Source organism: Petrotoga mexicana DSM 14811 (assembly GCF_002895565.1).
In the GTDB taxonomy this organism is placed as follows: domain Bacteria; phylum Thermotogota; class Thermotogae; order Petrotogales; family Petrotogaceae; genus Petrotoga; species Petrotoga mexicana.
In genome coordinates this window covers 26,509-44,455 of record NZ_AZRN01000004.1, presented here as the reverse complement: position 1 = coordinate 44,455, position 17,947 = coordinate 26,509, and the positions used below count along the sequence as shown (strand labels likewise).

The 17,947-nt window shown below is 34.5% G+C and carries 12 protein-coding genes and 1 other annotated feature; of the genes, 11 read left to right on the top strand and 1 reads right to left on the bottom strand.

Annotated elements, in window-relative coordinates:
* The first annotated feature begins 1 nt into the window (after window position 1).
* The 5 genes from rplA to X927_RS01095 all read left to right on the top strand — a co-directional run bounded on the left by rplA (window position 2) and on the right by X927_RS01095 (window position 10,548).
* Complete coding sequence (gene rplA, locus X927_RS01115) at window positions 2-712, top strand: 50S ribosomal protein L1 (RefSeq protein WP_103076282.1); 711 nt, start codon at window positions 2-4, stop codon at window positions 710-712.
* 27 nt (window positions 713-739) lie between these two features.
* Window positions 740-878, top strand: a sequence feature (ribosomal protein L10 leader region).
* A 1-nt stretch (window position 879) separates the two neighbouring features.
* On the top strand, window positions 880-1,425 hold the full coding sequence (gene rplJ / locus X927_RS01110) for a 50S ribosomal protein L10 (protein WP_245855438.1): 546 nt from the start codon (window positions 880-882) through the stop codon (window positions 1,423-1,425).
* 18 nt (window positions 1,426-1,443) lie between these two features.
* Window positions 1,444-1,830, top strand: a complete 387-nt coding sequence (gene rplL / locus X927_RS01105) for a 50S ribosomal protein L7/L12 (RefSeq protein ID WP_103076280.1) — start codon at window positions 1,444-1,446, stop codon at window positions 1,828-1,830.
* A gap of 149 nt (window positions 1,831-1,979) precedes the next feature.
* The gene (gene rpoB / locus X927_RS01100; RefSeq protein WP_103076279.1) at window positions 1,980-5,543 is read left to right on the top strand and encodes a DNA-directed RNA polymerase subunit beta; all 3,564 of its coding nucleotides are present in this window, start codon (window positions 1,980-1,982) and stop codon (window positions 5,541-5,543) included.
* Between the two features lie 73 nt (window positions 5,544-5,616).
* A complete protein-coding gene (locus tag X927_RS01095; RefSeq protein WP_103076278.1) occupies window positions 5,617-10,548 on the top strand; it encodes a DNA-directed RNA polymerase subunit beta' in 4,932 nt (1,643 codons plus the stop codon).
* Between the two features lie 68 nt (window positions 10,549-10,616).
* Here X927_RS01095 and fliD read toward each other — a convergent pair whose 3' ends face one another.
* The gene (fliD, locus tag X927_RS01090) at window positions 10,617-12,107 is read right to left on the bottom strand and encodes a flagellar filament capping protein FliD (RefSeq protein ID WP_103076277.1); all 1,491 of its coding nucleotides are present in this window, start codon (window positions 12,105-12,107) and stop codon (window positions 10,617-10,619) included.
* Between the two features lie 227 nt (window positions 12,108-12,334).
* Between fliD and X927_RS01085 the strand changes: the two genes are divergently transcribed.
* The 6 genes from X927_RS01085 to X927_RS01060 all read left to right on the top strand — a co-directional run bounded on the left by X927_RS01085 (window position 12,335) and on the right by X927_RS01060 (window position 17,934).
* The gene (locus X927_RS01085; protein WP_103076276.1) at window positions 12,335-13,480 is read left to right on the top strand and encodes an RtcB family protein; all 1,146 of its coding nucleotides are present in this window, start codon (window positions 12,335-12,337) and stop codon (window positions 13,478-13,480) included.
* Window positions 13,481-13,543: 63 nt separating this feature from the next.
* Window positions 13,544-14,521 (top strand): tryptophan--tRNA ligase, encoded by a 978-nt coding sequence (gene trpS / locus X927_RS01080; RefSeq protein ID WP_103076275.1) that lies wholly within the window; start codon window positions 13,544-13,546, stop codon window positions 14,519-14,521.
* A 10-nt stretch (window positions 14,522-14,531) separates the two neighbouring features.
* Window positions 14,532-15,218: a segregation/condensation protein A gene (locus X927_RS01075; RefSeq protein ID WP_146026557.1), complete on the top strand. Its 687-nt coding sequence runs from the start codon at window positions 14,532-14,534 to the stop codon at window positions 15,216-15,218.
* Entirely contained in the window at window positions 15,211-15,747 is a 537-nt protein-coding gene (locus tag X927_RS01070) for an SMC-Scp complex subunit ScpB (RefSeq protein WP_103076273.1), read from the top strand. Before X927_RS01075 ends, X927_RS01070 begins: the two co-directional genes overlap by 8 nt.
* Complete coding sequence (locus tag X927_RS01065) at window positions 15,707-16,447, top strand: pseudouridine synthase (RefSeq protein ID WP_237729710.1); 741 nt, start codon at window positions 15,707-15,709, stop codon at window positions 16,445-16,447. The genes X927_RS01070 and X927_RS01065 overlap by 41 nt, the downstream gene beginning before the upstream one ends.
* Window positions 16,448-16,833: 386 nt before the next feature.
* Window positions 16,834-17,934 carry a hypothetical protein gene (locus X927_RS01060; protein WP_103076272.1) on the top strand — a complete coding sequence of 367 codons (1,101 nt, stop codon included), beginning with the start codon at window positions 16,834-16,836 and terminating at the stop codon, window positions 17,932-17,934.
* Window positions 17,935-17,947 lie beyond the last annotated feature (13 nt).

The following is a 17,947-nucleotide window of genomic DNA, read 5'->3' as shown; positions in this document are numbered from 1 at the left end:
TATGCCAAAACATGGAAAAAAGTATAAAGAAGCGATAAAACTTGTTGATAAACAAAAAAATTATGATATCGATGAAGCCTTGGATTTAGTAAAAAAGACTTCTTACACAAAATTCGATGGTACTGTAGAGCTTCATGTGCTTTTGGGAATAGATCCTAAAAAGGGAGATCAAAACGTTAGAGGTACAATTTCATTACCAAAAGGAACGGGTAAAAATGTGAGAGTTTTAGTTTTTGCAGAGGGAGAAAAAGCTGAGCAGGCTAAGCAAGCAGGGGCTGATTTTGTTGGTTCGGATGATTTAATAGAGAGAATAAACAACGAAGGTTGGACTGATTTTGATGTAGCAATAGCTACTCCCGACATAATGAGGAAGATAGGAAGGCTTGGTAAAGTATTAGGTCCAAGAGGTCTTATGCCTTCTCCAAAAGCGGGAACGGTAACCGATGACGTAGCTCAAGCTGTTAAAGAATTTAAAGCTGGTAAAGTGGAAGTTAGAAATGACAGAACGGGAAACATACATGTTCCTATCGGTAAGGTTTCTTTCGACAAAGATGATTTAAAAGAAAACTTAATTTCCGCTTTTGAGCAGTTAATGAAGATGAAACCAGAAAATTCTAAGGGAAAATTTATTAGAAAAGCTGTGATAGCTGCAACGATGGGACCAGGTATCAATATCGATTTAAACTCATTATCTTTAGCAACAGTTGCCTAACTTAAAGGATTTTAATTTAATTAAAAAGTAACAATATATTGCGTGCCAAAGAAAGTAGGTCTTTAATAGGTTAAAGAGGCGAAAACTCGCCTACCGAGGTACGCGGATAAAGGAATAATTATTGTTCCTTGTAGCCGCTGCCTGTTGCGGCTTTTTTATTTAAGGAGGTGTTTTTTTTGTTAACTAAAGAACGCAAAAAGTCTTTAATAGACAACTTTATTGGTTCCTTGGAGTCTTCCCCTATTATTTTATTTATTGATTTTACTGGGATGTCAGTGGCAGAAACTAGCGACTTCAGAATAGAACTGTATAAAAACTTTGGAAAGGACGTAGTTTACACCGTCTATCGAACTTCTTTGTTAAAAACAGCTGTCAAATTAGCTGGTAAGGAATTAGAGGACTTTGAAAAATTTTTTGAAGGTAGTACAGGAGTTATACACGCTGAAGAAGCAGATCCCATTGAAGTGTTAAAAGTAGTAAAGAAATTTTCCGATTCTCATAGTAATAAACCTTTTATTAAAGGTGGAATTTTGGAAGGAAAGATTTTTGATGCAGTCCAAGCAGAAGAGTATGCCAAACTACCGTCAAAACAGGAACTTTACGCTACTATTGTTAGGTCTCTTAATAATCCTATTTCTGGTTTGGTAAACGCTTTAACTGATAATTTAAGAAAACTAGTGTATGTGTTTAACGCTATTAAGGAGAAAAAATAAGTTTGGAGGTGTAGGAAAATGACAAAAGAGGAACTTATCAACGAAATTAAAAATATGACCGTGGGAGAACTGGCTGAATTAGTAAAAGCGCTCGAGGATGAATTTGGAGTTTCTGCAGCAGCTCCCGTAATGGCGGCAGTACCAGGCGCAGCAGGCGCTTCACCAGCACAGCAAGAAGAGGAAAAAACGGATTTTGATGTTGTCTTAAAAAGTTTTGGAGACAAAAAGATCGGTGTAATAAAAGTAGTAAGAGAAATCACAAATTTAGGATTAAAAGAAGCTAAAGATCTCGTAGAAAAAGCCGGAACTCCAGACGCAGTTATAAAAGAAGCTGTTCCAAAGGAAGAAGCCGAAGAAATTAAGAAAAAGCTTGAAGAAGCAGGAGCCGAAGTAGAATTAAAATAAGTCGAATTTGAAATTAAGTTGAAGCCTTTTTTTAACCTTTTCTTCATGCAAAAAAGTTATAATTGAACTCGCATTGGACATTTTGTCTAATGCGATTTTTTACTTGTTTTTAACCAATATTATTTTGACTAAATGCCGAGGTGGTTCCTATGAATACGGTCACGCGAGAAATGGGGAAAAGAGAAAGAAAGTTTTTTGGGAAAGTTCCAGAAAAATTTGAAATATATGAGGATTTAGTGAAAATTCAAAAAGATTCTTTTAGGGATTTTTTAAATAACAAGGTTATGGAAAGCATAAAAAGATATATGCCCATAAAGATACCTGTTAAAACAAGTGGCAAGAAAAACAAAGAGTTTTTGATTGATTTTGTAGATATAAAGTTTGAAGACCCTTCTTTTAGCGAGAGTGAATGTAGAGACAAAGGCTTAACGTACGCAGGTAAAGCTTATTTAAAAGTTAGAATAACGGATTCAGCAACAGGTGAAATGATCGAAAAAGATGACATATTTTTGTGTAACATACCTTATATGACTGATAGAGGTATATTTATTGTCAATGGGGCAGAAAGGGTAATAGTTAACCAACTCGTTAGATCTCCTGGAGTGTATTTCATAAAAGAAGAAGAGACAGATACTTCTAAAGAAATGTTTATAGCACACTTTTTACCGATAAAAGGTGCTTGGTTGGAGATACTTTACAATCCTAATCCAGGTAAAGAGGTTCTTCAAGTTAGAATAGACAGAAAAAGAAAATTCAATTTTTTTCTTTTTTTAAGGGCATTGGGATACGAAAATGATTTGGATATATTACGATTATTTCCAAAAGAAATTGATTTAGAAGATGAAGTTGAACTGTCAAATTATAGTAATTGTACTGTATTGTCGGATTTATCGTTTAAAGAATTAGATAATATGGATCCCCCAAGAAGAACAATATACGGCATGAAGCTTCATGAAGTATTGGAATTGTTGAAAAAATATGAAATTAAAACTGTAACAGTGGCACATTTAGTCGCAGAAATAACGTTGGAGAAGATGAAAAAAAGATACGAAAAAGAAGAAAGTTTAACTTCTATGGAAGCTTACAAAGAAATTTTTTCAAAATTAAAACCTACAGAAATTCCTAGAGCTCAAAAGGCTAAAGATGAAATAGAAGATATGTACTTCAATCCTGAAAAATTCGATTTTTCTCAGATTGGAAGACAGAAAATTCAGGTGAAATTGAGAAAGGCTTATATTGATTATCTACGAGAGGTTGAAAAAAAGGACATTTCTGAAGATATGGAAGATAAAATAAAATATCCAGTTAAAACCTTTGCGGTTGATAAGTTAGACATCATCTTATCCGCAAGGTATTTACTGAATGTTAAAGAAAATATTGAAGGGCTTGATACAAGAGACCATCTGGGCAACAAGAGAGTGAGATCGGTTGGAGAACTTATGCAAATTGAATTTGAAAGAGCTTTTTCTAAAATGATTCAGCATGCTCCAGAAAAAGTTGCAGGCGTTCAATCGATTAACAAAATAAGTCCTCAAACCCTGATAAATTCAAGGGCAATAATGACTGCTTTTCATCAATTTTTTGCATCTAGTCAATTATCACAATTCTTAGATCAAGTTAATCCTTTAGCTGAGCTAACCCATAAGAGAAGGTTATCGGCAATAGGTCCTGGAGGTTTGAAAAGAGAACATGCGAAATTTGAGGTCAGGGACGTTCACCATTCTCATTATGGAAGGATGTGCCCCATAGAGACTCCTGAAGGCGCGAATATTGGATTAATTACTTCTATGGCAATTCTAGCTAAAGTTGATGAATTTGGCTTTTTGAAAACTCCTTATTATAAAGTAAAACATGCAAAAGTTGATTTAAACAATATAGTATATTTGACTGCCGATGAAGAAGAACTTTATAAAATTGCCCCTGCTTCCGCAGAAATTGGGGAAGATGGTTCTTTCATAGAAGAGTATGTCGAAGCTAGATATTTAGGAAAGGTGAGTTTATTTCACAAAGATGAGATTGAATATATATCGGTCACGCCAAAACAGATAGCCTCTGTATCAGCTGCTCTTATTCCATTTTTAGAGCATGATGATGCAAACAGAGCTTTAATGGGGTCAAATATGCAAAGGCAGGCCGTTCCTCTTCTTAGGCCTCAAGCTCCTTATGTAGGTACAGGAGTAGAATGGCTAGCGGCAAGAGACTCGGGTTATTTGATTATGGCAAATCATAAAGGTATGGTTGATTATGTAGATGGAAGAAAGATTGTAATTATTAGATTGGATGAAGAGAATAATATCCTAAAAGATGCCAATGGTGAACCCTTAAAAGATGAATACACTTTATTAAAATATGTTAGATCTAATCAAGATATGTGTATAAACCAGGTTCCTATTGTTAACGTTGGAGATATTGTAGAAAAAGGGGAACCCATAGCGGATGGTCCATCCATGGACATGGGAGAGTTGGCTCTTGGGCGTAATGTTTTCATTGGATTTCTTCCATGGGAAGGATACAATTTTGAAGACGCCATGGTAGTTAGTCAAGAATTGTTAGAAAATGATACTTTTACATCGATACATATAGAAGTTTTTGAAACAAAAGCTATGGATACTCAGTTAGGTCCAGAAGAAATAACTTCAGATATTCCAAATGTTAAAAAAGAACTTTTAAGAAATTTGGATGAAGAGGGAATAGTTAAAATTGGTTCTTACGTATCTTCTGGAGATATCCTAGTAGGAAAAGTAACTCCGAGAGGGGAATCAGATACCACTCCCGAAGAAAAGCTCATTAAATCGGTGTTTGGGGATAAGGGTAGAGACATTAAAGATACATCTTTAACGGTTCCTCACGGAATAGAAGGAAGGGTCATAGACGTTCAAATTTTCGATCGTAAGGATATTCCTTCTTTGGAAATTGGTGTAAATAAATACGTCAAAGTTTTCGTAGCAACAAAAAAGACACTACAAGTTGGAGATAAATTAGCAGGTAGACATGGGAACAAAGGAGTAATTTCGACCATTTTGAATAAAGAAGACATGCCATTTCTACCAGATGGAACACCTTTACAAATGTTACTTTCACCTTTAGGAGTTCCTTCAAGGATGAATATTGGACAAGTTTTGGAACTTCACTTAGGATGGCTTTCGATGTTAACAAACGACTATTATGCTACACCAATTTTTGATGGAGCAACTGAATCTGAAATCATGGATGAGTTATCTAAAGTAAGAAAAGAACACGATTTATATTTAGGCGATGATACTGATCATCCTAACGGGAAAATTGTTCTTAGAGATGGTCGAACAGGTGAGCCTTTCGATTTTCCAGTCTCGGTAGGTTCCATGTATATGTTGAAATTATCCCATATAGCAAAAGATAAAATCCATGCAAGATCAACCGGTCCATACTCTTTAATTCATCAACAACCATTAGGTGGTAAAGCTCATTTTGGTGGACAAAGATTTGGAGAAATGGAGGTATGGGCTCTTGAGGCTCATGGAGCTGCTCATACCCTCAACGAAATGTTAACCTATAAATCCGATGATATTAAAGGTAGAAATGAAGTTTACAAAGCGATATTAAAAGGGGAAAATCTTCCCGAACCAGGGATTCCTGAAAGTTTTAAAGTTTTAACAAAAGAATTACAAGGACTAATGTTAGATATAAAGCTTTACGATGAAGATGGAAACGAATTAGACGTCGATAGACTCTAATTAATAAAATGAATCTAAGTTTCAACGTTGACGGAGAGTAAAATAAAAATTTACCCTCAAGGAGGGATTTCAATTGGCAAATGTTTCTTCCTTTCAAAGAAAGATTGCTAAAATAAAAATAGGTATAGCTTCTCCCCAAAGTATATTGGAAGCATCGAATGGTGAAGTTAAAAAACCCGAAACTTTAAATCACAGAACAGGGAAACCTGAAAAAGACGGTTTATTCTGCGAAAAAATATTTGGTCCTGTAAAAGATTATGAATGTGCTTGTGGCAAGTATAAGGGGAAAAAGTATGAAGGAACAGTATGTGAAAGATGTGGCGTAAAGGTTGAATCCAAAGAAGCTCGGAGAAGAAAGATAGGTCATATAGAATTGGCCACACCTATTTCTCACATTTGGTATTTAAAGTCTTCTCCATCTATTCTTTCTATCTTACTAAACATTGGTGTGAAAGATTTAGAAAATATCATTTACTATGGGTCAAAAAGAGTTATTGAAAGAGCTTATTTAACCCTTCCCGGCCCTGAAAATGAAAATTTGGGATATTTACCTGGGGAAATATTGTATCAAAGAGAGTATGAAATATACGCTGAATATTTAGATTTAAGGGTAGAACCAGCAGTAAAAATAGTATCAGTTAAAGGTATGCCCATAGCCGATATAAGTGGGAAGGTAGAAATAAAATCTGAATTAACACAAACCGAAAGAGAATTGAACTGGATAATAATCAGAGATGATACGGGAGTTGAAAGAAAATATCCTGTCTTTGAAGGTTCATCAATAATGGTGGAGAATGGACAAGAAGTTGAGAAAGGAACGCCTTTAGCAGATAGATTTTTGTTCGAAGAAGATTATCTTACTCAGCAGGAATATTCTTTATTCTTAGAATATTATCCTGGTTCCATAGAAGTCGAAAGAGATATTGAGCGGGATACACCAATTGTGGTTATCACAGACATAGATAAAAGATTTGCAAAGAGAATAGGGAAAAAAATAGGAGATATCTTACTGGAAGATGAAGCAAGAGCCTATGAAGAAGTAATGAAGATACTAAACTCAAAGATTAAAGAAGAAAGAGAAAGCGTAATTGACAAAGAATTGGTATCGGAAATTGAGTTTCCTGAAAAGAAATTTGAAAAAGGTACAAAGATTACCCAAGATGTATTAAACGAGCTTCAAGAATTTGGGGTAAAAGATTTAGTTGCAAAGGAAGAAGACGGGACAGAAAAGATATTTCAAATAAATAGATATGAAAAATTCGAAAATGGTTATGGTGCTGAAGCCATTCAAAAACTGTTGAAAAGGATTGATCTTGAAGTATTAAAAGCACGATTAGAATCCGAATTAGAAAAATTGGATAGAAAAAGTCAAAAGAGTGTAAAAATATTAAGAAGACTGAAACTAGTTAAGGATTTTATCAAATCTGGTAATCAACCTGAATGGCTAATTTCAAATATCATACCCGTTATACCACCCGATCTGAGACCTTTGATACAAATTGAGGGTGGAAGGTTTGCCGCAACAGATTTAAACGACTTATATAGAAAGGTAATAAATAGAAACAACCGTTTAAGAAAGTTGTTAGAAATGGAAGCACCGGAAATTATCGTAAGAAACGAAAAAAGGATACTTCAACAAGCTGTAGATTCACTTTTCTACAATGGTCGTGTTGGTAAACCAATGACCGATAGAAATAGAAGACCATTAAGATCACTCACAGATTTGTTGAAAGGTAAAAAAGGAAGATTTAGAAGAAATCTTTTGGGTAAAAGGGTTGATTACTCTGGTAGAGCTGTAATCGCTGTTGGACCTGATCTTAAGATTCATGAATGTGGATTACCAAAAAAAATGGCCTTAGAACTATTTAAACCTTTCGTTCTTGCAGAGCTGTTAAGAGATTCAAACGTGGCAAGTAAAAGCGCCAGAAAATTCAAAAAAACTATAATAGAAAAGGAAATGCCTGAGGCTTGGGAAGTTTTGGAAGAGGTTATAAAAGGGCATCCTGTTCTCTTAAATAGGGCACCTACTCTGCACAGGGTATCTATTCAAGCTTTCATTCCAAAACTAATAGAAGGAAACGCAATAAGGTTGCATCCGTTAGTTTGTCCGCCGTTTAATGCTGATTTTGACGGTGATCAAATGGCGATACATATTCCCCTTTCCAATATAGCCCAAGCAGAGTCAAAATTTCTAATGTTATCAAGATATAATATTATCTCGCCTGCGAACGGCAAACCATTGTCTATGCCAGGAAAAGATATAATTGCTGGTGCATATTATTTAACCATGCATGAAGATGAGAAGTTCGAAAATCTAAAGGTACCTACCAAAGTTTCTGAATTGGGAGAGAATGGATATGTAAGACACATATTCTCTGAAGATTTAGAAGCTACATACGCTTACGAATACTTAAAAATAGTAGATTCAGATATATATCTTCAAGATGGGGAATTGATATGGAAAAAGTCTAATTTACCCCTTCATGAACCAGTTGCATTTAGATATAAAGATGGTAGTATCCTTAAAACGACTATCGGAAAAATAATTTTTAACAAAGAAGTGCCTGAAGACCTAAGAAATTACGCACAAAAGATGGACAAAAAGAATCTAAAAGAGCTGATATTTAACACTTTTGAAAAACATGGAATAGATAGAACCGCGGATCTTTTAGATAGTATTAAAGATTTTGGTTTTCATTATTCAACATTATCCGGGTTAACTATTTCTATACGTGATGTATTAGTTTCCCCAAAGAGGGAAGAATTAATAGAAGAATCTAAGGAAGAAGTTCTCAAAATCGAATCACTCTATGAAGAAGGTTATTTGACGGATAATGAAAGATACAAAGAAATCATTAAGATTTGGGAAAACGCCACCGCCAAAGTTACAGTAGAAACAGCGAATACATATCGAAAACACACATTCAATCCAATTTGGATGATGATCGAATCTGGAGCTAGAGGTAATATAGATCAATTGAAACAATTAGCCGGTATGAGAGGATTAATGGCTGATCCATCGGGTAAAATAATCGAAGTTCCTATCACTTCAAACTTTAAGAATGGATTATCAGAATTAGAATTTTTCACCTCAACACATGGTTCGAGAAAAGGGTCAGCTGATACAGCTTTAAGAACATCAACAGCAGGTTATTTAACTAGAAGACTCGTAGATGTTGCACAAAGCATAACAATCACAGAAGATGATTGTGGAACAGATAAAGGTATTGAGGCAAGAGAACTTTGGGCTGACGATTCAAAAATTGAAAACCTATCAGACTTCTTATTTGGTAGAGTTTTAGCTAAAGATGTTTTGGATCCGGAAACAAAGGAAGTAATTTATAATCCCGAAGCAGATAAAAAATATGAAAAAGGAATAATCTTAAAAGAAAAAGATGCACAATTCTTGGCAAATTATGTAAAAGAGATTCCTGTATCGAAGGAAAAAACGATAAAAATTGAAGATATGCCAAAAGATTCATACTTAGAATCATTAGAAGACGTACAAGTAGAAGGTAAGGTATTAATCAAAAAAGGTGAAGAAATCACAGAAGAAGCCATAGAAGAAGCATTCTTACACGGGATACAAACTTTGAATGTTAAAGAATATAATGCAGTAGATTATGTTTACTCCGGAGAAGATCTTAAAGTTGAAATTGATGGAAAGACTGTGACTTTGCTTAAATATCAAGAAAGAATAGACTTAAAGGTTTCCAAAGTCCTCGAAAAACACGGAATAAAAACGGTTACTGTTAGACCATCTATTTTCATTAGATCACCTCTTACTTGTGAGTCTGAAAATGGTCTTTGTGCAAAATGTTATGGAATGGACCTTTCGAACTACAAATTAGTCAACATAGGGGAAGCTGTAGGGATAATTGCTGCACAATCTATAGGTGAACCAGGAACGCAATTAACCATGAGGACCTTCCATACGGGAGGTATAGCTACCACTTCGGATATAACCCAAGGTCTACCCAGAGCCGAAGAATTGTTTGAAGCAAGAAAAAAGACAAAAGGGCCTGAAGGGGAGTTCTCGAAGATAAAAGGTATAGTAAGAGCTATCGAGCGAGATACTGAAAACAAAAGAGGAAGAAGATTAAAGATAATAATAGAAAATTCAGATGGTGAATTGGAAAGTTATGAAGCTGACTATAGAACAAAAGCTGTTGTAGAAGAAGGAGATAAAGTATTACCGGGTCAAAGGTTAACAACGGGAAATATAAAACCTAGAAAAATACTCAAAGAATTAGGAGTAAGCGCTTTGGCAAATTATTTGCTGAGTGAAATAAAGAAAATATACGCTGAACAAGGTGTGGACATTCATGATAAACACTTTGAAATAATAATTAGACAGATGATCAACAAAGTAGAGATTATAGACGGTGGAGATACAGACTTCATGCCGGGAGATTTGGTAAGTTATGGTAAAGTGCAGAAAATTAACGAGGAAATATTGGAAGAAAACTCCTATATAACAGAAAACAGAGAATTAGTTGTTGGTAAAAAGTTGGCAAAGAGGGTTATAATTCCTGCCGAGGATGAAGAAGAGGAAGAAGATAAGATCTTTGAACAAGGAACAGAGATCACCCAAGAAATTTTAAATCAAATTATCGAAACAAACATTAAAGAGATTGAAGTCTACGAAGAATATAAAGAGATCACAACTGAAGATGGGAAAACTCATTTAGTAGGTACATCCAAAAAATATCTTATAAATCCTAAAGATACGATAAAATTCGAACGTAGGTTGTTAAGAATCACAAAGGCTTCTTTAGAAAGGGAAGGATGGCTTTCAGCTGCTTCATTCCAGCAAACTGTACAAATACTAACAGAGGCAGCTATAGAAGGTAAAGTAGATAGGTTGAAAGGATTAAAAGAAAACGTCATAGTAGGCCAACCTATCCCTGCAGGAACGGGTTTGAAGTTGTACGCTGAACAAAATTACGAAGTTGTTCAACCTGAAAAAGAAGCTGAAGCTACACAAGAAAAATCTGTTGGGTAAAAAGATAAAAATAGACTAAATAAAATAACCGGTACTGTATTTAAAAACAGTACCGGTTATTGTTTTATCTATTGGTTAGAAAAAGCATTTTGTATGTACATTCCTTGTGCGTTCAATTGTTGGATAGCTTGCTCCATAGCCGAGAACTGTGCATAATATTGTGCTTCTTTTCTTTGAAGCCTATCTAATAGGTTGGTCATTTCATCCGCTAGCCGTCGCATCTCGTTACCTATGGTGCCGTTTGTTCCGGCAATTTGATCTATATAGCCATTGAACTTAGTTACTTCATACAGATAATTCTGCACGGATTGAGCATATCCATATTCTTTATTAGTTGTATCGTTTGTTGCGAACAACTTCCAAACATCTTCGGAATTAGTATTCAAAGCCTCTCTAAGTTTATCTTCATCGACGCTCAATAAGCCTTTCATTGTATTTTCATAACCAGCACCTAAATCTCCTGAGGTTATTCCAATATCAAAAAGAGTATTATATTGGGAACCAGATTGTTCTATATCTACAGGTGAGTAAACCATATTTCTTAGAGTATAAAATATTTTCTCTAGGTTATTATCTCCTTTTAGCATCCCTTTCATATAATCTTCTTCTGTCATCTCTTCTGTAGGCTTATCGGTAACTTGGTCTTCATGTAATAAGTCATACACATAAGTAATCGTTTCGTTGTACTTATCGACAAATTCCTTTATATTTTCAACACTCTTATCTATATCTTGTTCAATAGAAACTTTCACATAACTACTAGAGGTTGACTTTAAATCGATTGTAGTACCGAAAACGTTCAAAGTGTTTTCTGTTAAGTCGCGATAAGTGGTGATAGATGTACTTCCATCAAAAGACAATTCAACCTCTCCAAAACTTCCTGAGGTCATAACGGTATCAGTCCCATTCAAATGTAGTTTTGTAATTAGTGTTTCACCGTTAGAACCTGCGTCAGCAATTACGCTAATATCAACGTTCCTATTTTCTTCGTTGACAATGAAAAATTTGCCGTTTGCATCATCAAATTTTGCTTCTACTCCCAAGGTTGAAGCGTTTATTTTGTCTATGAGGTTTTGAATTGTTTCACTGTCTGAAACGGTTATAGTATCAGAATCTTCTCCTTTTTTGATGGTAAAAGTTGAATCACCTGTTGCACTTATAACCTCTCCTATTGTTGAACTTTTTGTAATTGTTGAATCAATGTTCTCACCTACAAGAACAGTAGGAGAAGCCAACGAATTAACTTTCAAGTAAAAAGTTGAATTATCAGCATCTGCAGAAGCAGTAGCGGTTAATACACTTTCGTCAGAAGAAGTGGCACTTTTTGGAATCAAAGTACTCTTCAATTTGAAAGTGATCAGATAATCATAAAAATCCTCCAATTTATTGTCTACTTCCATCCAAAGTTTTTGTTTGTAGGTAAGAGTATCAAATTTTTCTTGAGCTCTATTTAAAGGTTGTTGCTCAACTTCCATTAATTTTTGGACCATTGCTTGTGTGTCCATTCCCGAAACGGCGCCGGTTAATTGAAAAGTACCAACATAAGGATTACTAGCCATTGTTTTCACTTCCTTTGTATTCTTTCCTACCTATTCATTATCGACTTATCTTAAGAAAACTTTAACTATTAAATTCAGTCATACTATTGATTCATTTAATTAGTTCTTTATTGAGGTTATTGTATCCTAAAGGTGTTTTAAATTTTTTGTGATATTATTTAATTAAGAAGTTTAGTAATAAAGGTTACGATATAAAAAGAGTTGAAGCGTGTGAAAGGATGATACACATGATGATAATCAAAGGGCAATTTAACGAGGCAAAGATTTTTACAAATGAGTTGGAAGAAGAAGCGATAAGACAAATTAAAGAACTGTGCGACCAAGAGTTCGTTAAAGGACTTAAGATTAGGATAATGCCTGATGCACATACGGGGGTAGGATGTGTAATTGGAACAACGATGACCATAAAAGACAAAATAGTTCCTAATTTAGTTGGAGTCGACATAGGCTGTGGAGTAGAAGTAGTTAAAATTGAGGAAAAACAGATAAACTTTGAAAAACTTGATAAAGTAATAAGGAAAGAAATCCCATCTGGTTTCAATATTCGTAAAAAGCCTCACCCATACGTCGAAAAAAGTCAGATATTAGAATTAAAATGTAGAGAATTCATAGATTTAGAACGAGCGATACTGAGCATAGGTACCTTAGGCGGAGGAAATCATTTCATTGAGGTAGACAGAGATGAATCAAATAATTTGTATATTGTTGTACATTCTGGAAGTAGGTATTTAGGGAAACAGGTTGCTGAATACTATCAGAATTTGGCTTATTCTATGTTAACGGGTCAACCACTCTCAAAGAGAAAGAAGAAGAAAAATAGATCAATCAAAAATATAGACATCCCTAAACACTTAGCGTATTTGGAAAAGGAAGAGTTCAACGATTACCTTTGGGATATGAAGATAACACAAAATTATGCATTACTCAACAGAAAAGCTATAACTGATATAATCATTCAACAAATGCAATTGAACGTTAGTGAAAGGTTCACTACCATCCATAACTATATAGACCTGGAAAAGATGATCTTGAGAAAAGGTGCCGTTTCTGCCAAACTTGGTGAAAAATTAATAATCCCTATAAATATGAAAGATGGTAGTTTGATATGTGTTGGTAAAGGCAATCTTGATTGGAACTTCTCAGCCCCACATGGTGCGGGAAGGGTAATGAGTAGGAAACAAGCTAAGAAAAGAATAACAATTGAAGAGTACAAAAAAGCGATGAATGGCATTTATTCTACTTCTGTTAATGCTCAAACGATAGATGAAGCCCCAATGGTGTATAAGTCTCTAAAAGAAATAGAAGAAAACATACAAGATACCGTAGAAATTATAAAAAGAATAACTCCTTTATATAATTTTAAAGCGCCTTAACGTCAAATCTATGCTATAATAGCTAAGGACAGCAAAAAAATATATAATAAACGGAGGTAAAAGATGACCATTCTAAGTGGAATGAGAGCTACAGGTAAATTACATATTGGAAACTTTGTAACTTTAGAAAATTGGGTAGAGATTCAAAATAAATCAGACAAAAATTTTTTCTTCGTCGCCGATTGGCATGCTTTGACCTCTCATTATGACACACCTGAGATAATACAACCCTCTACTTTTGATATAATAAGGCATTATGTGGCGGTAGGGTTGGATCCTAAAAAAAGTGTTTTATTTGTTCAATCAGCCATAAAAGAACACGCGGAACTTTATTTAATTTTTAGTATGATAGCGTCTGTTTCACGATTAGAAAGAATACCAACCTATAAAGAACAAATAAGTAACATATCCACTAAGGATTTAACTAACTTAGGATTTTTAGGCTATCCTGTTTTACAAGCTGCAGATATTTTGATATATAAAGGGGATAGAGTGCCGGTTGGGGAAGATCAAATCTACCATCTAGAATTTACGCGAGAAATCGCAAGAAAGTTTAATATGAAGTACAAAGAAATATTTCCTGAACCACAACCGATCATTTCCAAAGTGCCGAAACTACCCGGCACAGATGGAAGGAAGATGTCTAAGAGCTATGGGAACGTTATAAACATAGAAACTAACGAGAAAGAGTTGAAAGAGAAAATTCTACCCATGATGACCGATCCGGCAAGGATAAGAAGAACAGATCCTGGAAATCCTGAAAAATGCCCCGTCTGGGATTACCATAAAGCATTCACTAAATCCCAAGATGAAAAAGATTGGGTATGGAATGGTTGCACCACAGCTGGGATCGGGTGTGTTGACTGTAAAAAGTTGTTGATCAAAAACATGAAAGAAAGACTTGAACCAGTGTGGGATAAATTAGCTTCTACTTCTGTGGAAGATGCAATAGAAATAGCGGAAGATGGGAACGAAAAGGCAAGAAAGGTTGCCAGCCAAACTATGCAAGAGGTTAGAGAGGCTTTACATTTAAGGTGGTAAGGAGGATCTCATAATTAACTTTAACTATGTTGATATAAAATTAGACATATTTTCTGGTCCTTTTTTTAAACTTGTTGAATTAATAAAAGAGAAAAAGATTCCTGTTAGGAAAGTATCTGTCAGTTACATCTCAGATATATTCGTGGATTACGTCAACGATAATTTTGACGACTTAAACTCCATAGCAGAATTTTTAGAATTGGCGGCTTATTTGACATTTTTGAAATCCAAAGAGCTACTTCCTAATTCCAATAAAGATAAAGAATTTAGAAAACATAGAGAGGTCATATACGAAACCATTGAAAATTATGACGTTATCAAAAAAGCTCAAGAGGTTATAAAAAAGGATTTTGGTGAAGATAAGAAAAAGCCTGTTGGAATTAAGAATAAGCCGTCAATAGAAAAAGAGATCGTTGAAAATCAGCTGGTAAAGTTCTTCGATGATTACATCACCAAGCAAAAAAAGCTAGAGATTATCAGAGATAGTTATCGTATAGAAGATGCAATAGAAATGCTCGAAAAAAAAGATGAATTTAATATTCTAGATCTTTACGAATATGCCCAACATAAAAAGATGAATTTTTTAGTAATGTTTTTAGCTTCCCTAATTTTGGTAAACCGTGGTTTTTTCAAATATGAAAAAGGTCTCTTTATTAAACTTAGCTCACAAAATGTTGGAAGTGATTTGAATGGTTAAAGACAAAATAGATGTAGAAATTCGAATGATAGAGGCATTAATATTCTCAAAGCCCAACGGTATATCTTTCAAAGAGATCTCCAAACGTTTAAAGATAAAAGAAGAAGAATTGAGGCATTACATAGAAGAAATAGAATTACATTATATCGGTGACCAACACGGGGTCGAATTGATAAGAAACGGGAACAAATACAGATTTGAAATAAAGCCAGAAATAAAATCTATGATCTTTCCAAATCCTCGAAAATTTGAATTAACACAAACTCAATTCGAAGTATTAGCGATACTATTTATGAATGGAGATAGCAGGGTTGTCGAGATAGAAAAGATCAGAGGCAAAAATAGTTACTATCAACTAAAGAAATTAATGGAATACGATCTGGTGAAAAAAAGCAAAAAGAAAAACCATACGTACTACCATCTTACCGAAAAATTTTACGAATTCTTACCGGATAAAACGTTGAAAAAATTGGAGGAAATGAAAAAGAATGAAGTTACAAAAGGCTCTTCAAATAATATCTCTGAGTAGAAGACATTCCTCGGAGCACATATTAACTAAAGGCGTGAAAGTCAACGGTAAATTGGTTAAAGAACCGTGGCATGAATTAAAAGAAAATGATTTCATAGAATTTAACAATAAAAAATATTATCTTTCCGAACTACAAAAGAAAGCTGAAAGCAAAGTTTATTACCTTTTAAACAAACCCAAAGGAGTCTTGTGTACTTTCAAAGACCAGTACGGGAGAAAGACAATAAATGATTTGCTGAAAGGAAAGATTGAAAAAAGAGTTTTTTACGTAGGCAGGCTTGACTACGATTCAAGCGGCCTTTTGCTTCTGACAAACGATGGTGACTTAGCCAATTATTTGTTAAGACCTGAAAATAAGGTCACTAAAGTTTACGAAGTATTGGTGAAAGGTACGCCTTCAAAAAAGGAATTGCGGACTTTGGAAGAAGGTATCACACTTGAAACCGGATATAAAACGATGAAATCCAAGGTGAAAATTTTGAAAAAAGATAAAGATCAAGCACTTTTACAAATCAGTTTAAACGAAGGGAAAAAAAGGCAGATAAAACTCATGATAAAGGCTTTAGGTTATAAAGTTATAGAATTGAAAAGAATCAAATTTGGTCCATGGAGTATTGAAGAAGTCCCTGAGCCTGGAGATATAAAATACTTGGGTGGTAGAGAAGAGGTAAGAAATAGACTTTTATCGAACTTTTCATAGGCAATATAAATGGGGGGAATAGAACAATGAGGACGCTAACGCGTCCTCATTGGATGGGCCGAAATATCAATCATGATGTTTCGGGGGGATGGGTATTTTTATTATAGCTAATTATTATTAAGGCTCGTATTCGAAAAAATTAAATTATTTTGCATTTTCTTGTTATTTGGAATGAAAGGGATGTATTATCAATTTAATTTTAAAAGTTTTAAAAAGAATCTAATTTTAGATGAATATGGTATAATTTGATGTTTTAAATAAATTAGAAATTTTTAGGTTTTCAAAAAATATAGAAGCTTTCTGGTTGGCTGTAAGATGAAAGACTGCTAAAACAGGTTTCAAAGTTTCTAAAGGTAGCGAAAAAAATAAATTTGGGGGTGAGAAAAATGAAAAGGTTTTATTATGTATTTTTGTTGTTAGCTGTAAGCATGTTTCTGTTCACGTCCTGTGCACTTGAAGAGATCGAGTTAAAAACGGATCCAACTATTCAAGCACCTATTGCAACAGAAAGTATTACAATGTCCGATTTAGTGAATGCAGAAGATATTGAAAGTAGTTTAGAAGATAGTTTTGGTGAAGATGCCACTGTCACACAAAAGTCTGATAATCCCCTGACTTATGGGGTAGATTTAGAAATATTCGACGGAGCAGAAATTTTGGCTAAGCTCCCTGGCTCTCCCGGTAATTTTAGTGAAGTTCCTACAGATGAATGCACTCTTGTAACTTCTCCAGAACCGTTAGCTTCTTTTTCAGAAAGTGATTTGGGGATCTTAGAGGATATTAAATTAGACTCTCTTCCAGCCACTCTTGTAGTAACAAATGCAACAGGGGTAACGGTTGACGCCACATTGACTTCAGGAGGTAGCCCTAAAAAATTAACATCAGGAGTTAAAACTGATTTGGCGGATCTTTTTAATGTTGAAAATGATTTGATGTTGGAATCTATGTCCATCACATTTACTTCATCACTTCCAGCGGATGCTTCTCCAACAATAAAATTGTTAGTAGATTTTCCTTTTAAATTCACAATAACCGATGACGTAGAATTGTATTCAAATGAAGATGAAGTAGGGGATGAGGATATCTTTGGTAGAGATGAAGAGTCTGCTGATGATTGGAACAATATACTCGATGGGATAGAATCATTAGTACTTCACATGAATTACGACAACACGACAGGATTGCCCTTAAAGATGGAAGTTCAAGGGTGGAATGTTGAAAAGAATCAAGCTACTGCCTCAGGAGCTGTTACGAAGGAAATATCAGTCGGTGAAGATAAAACTGTTGAATTTAATTTAACAGGCTTTATCGAAGATATGAAAGATACGGTTCCTTTTAATTTGATGTTCACCGTAATACTGCCAAAACCGGAAACGGGAACGGAAACTTATTCATTGAATATGAATGGTAATTTAGATCTTAGCCTTTGGTTGGATCTTGATACAGACATAACAATACCAATATCGAATCCTTTAAGGGCACAATAAGGAGGGGATGACT

Excerpts from the sequence above, each read along its gene's own strand:
- rplA (WP_103076282.1), top strand. The coding sequence starts at position 2 with ATGCCAAAACATGGAAAAAAGTATAAAGAAGCGATAAAACTTGTTGAT.
- rplL (WP_103076280.1), top strand. The coding sequence starts at position 1,444 with ATGACAAAAGAGGAACTTATCAACGAAATTAAAAATATGACCGTGGGA.
- rpoB (WP_103076279.1), top strand. The coding sequence starts at position 1,980 with ATGAATACGGTCACGCGAGAAATGGGGAAAAGAGAAAGAAAGTTTTTT.
- fliD (WP_103076277.1), bottom strand. The coding sequence starts at position 12,107 with ATGGCTAGTAATCCTTATGTTGGTACTTTTCAATTAACCGGCGCCGTT.
- X927_RS01085 (WP_103076276.1), top strand. The coding sequence starts at position 12,335 with ATGATGATAATCAAAGGGCAATTTAACGAGGCAAAGATTTTTACAAAT.
- trpS (WP_103076275.1), top strand. The coding sequence starts at position 13,544 with ATGACCATTCTAAGTGGAATGAGAGCTACAGGTAAATTACATATTGGA.
- X927_RS01070 (WP_103076273.1), top strand. The coding sequence starts at position 15,211 with ATGGTTAAAGACAAAATAGATGTAGAAATTCGAATGATAGAGGCATTA.
- X927_RS01065 (WP_237729710.1), top strand. The coding sequence starts at position 15,707 with ATGAAGTTACAAAAGGCTCTTCAAATAATATCTCTGAGTAGAAGACAT.
- X927_RS01060 (WP_103076272.1), top strand. The coding sequence starts at position 16,834 with ATGAAAAGGTTTTATTATGTATTTTTGTTGTTAGCTGTAAGCATGTTT.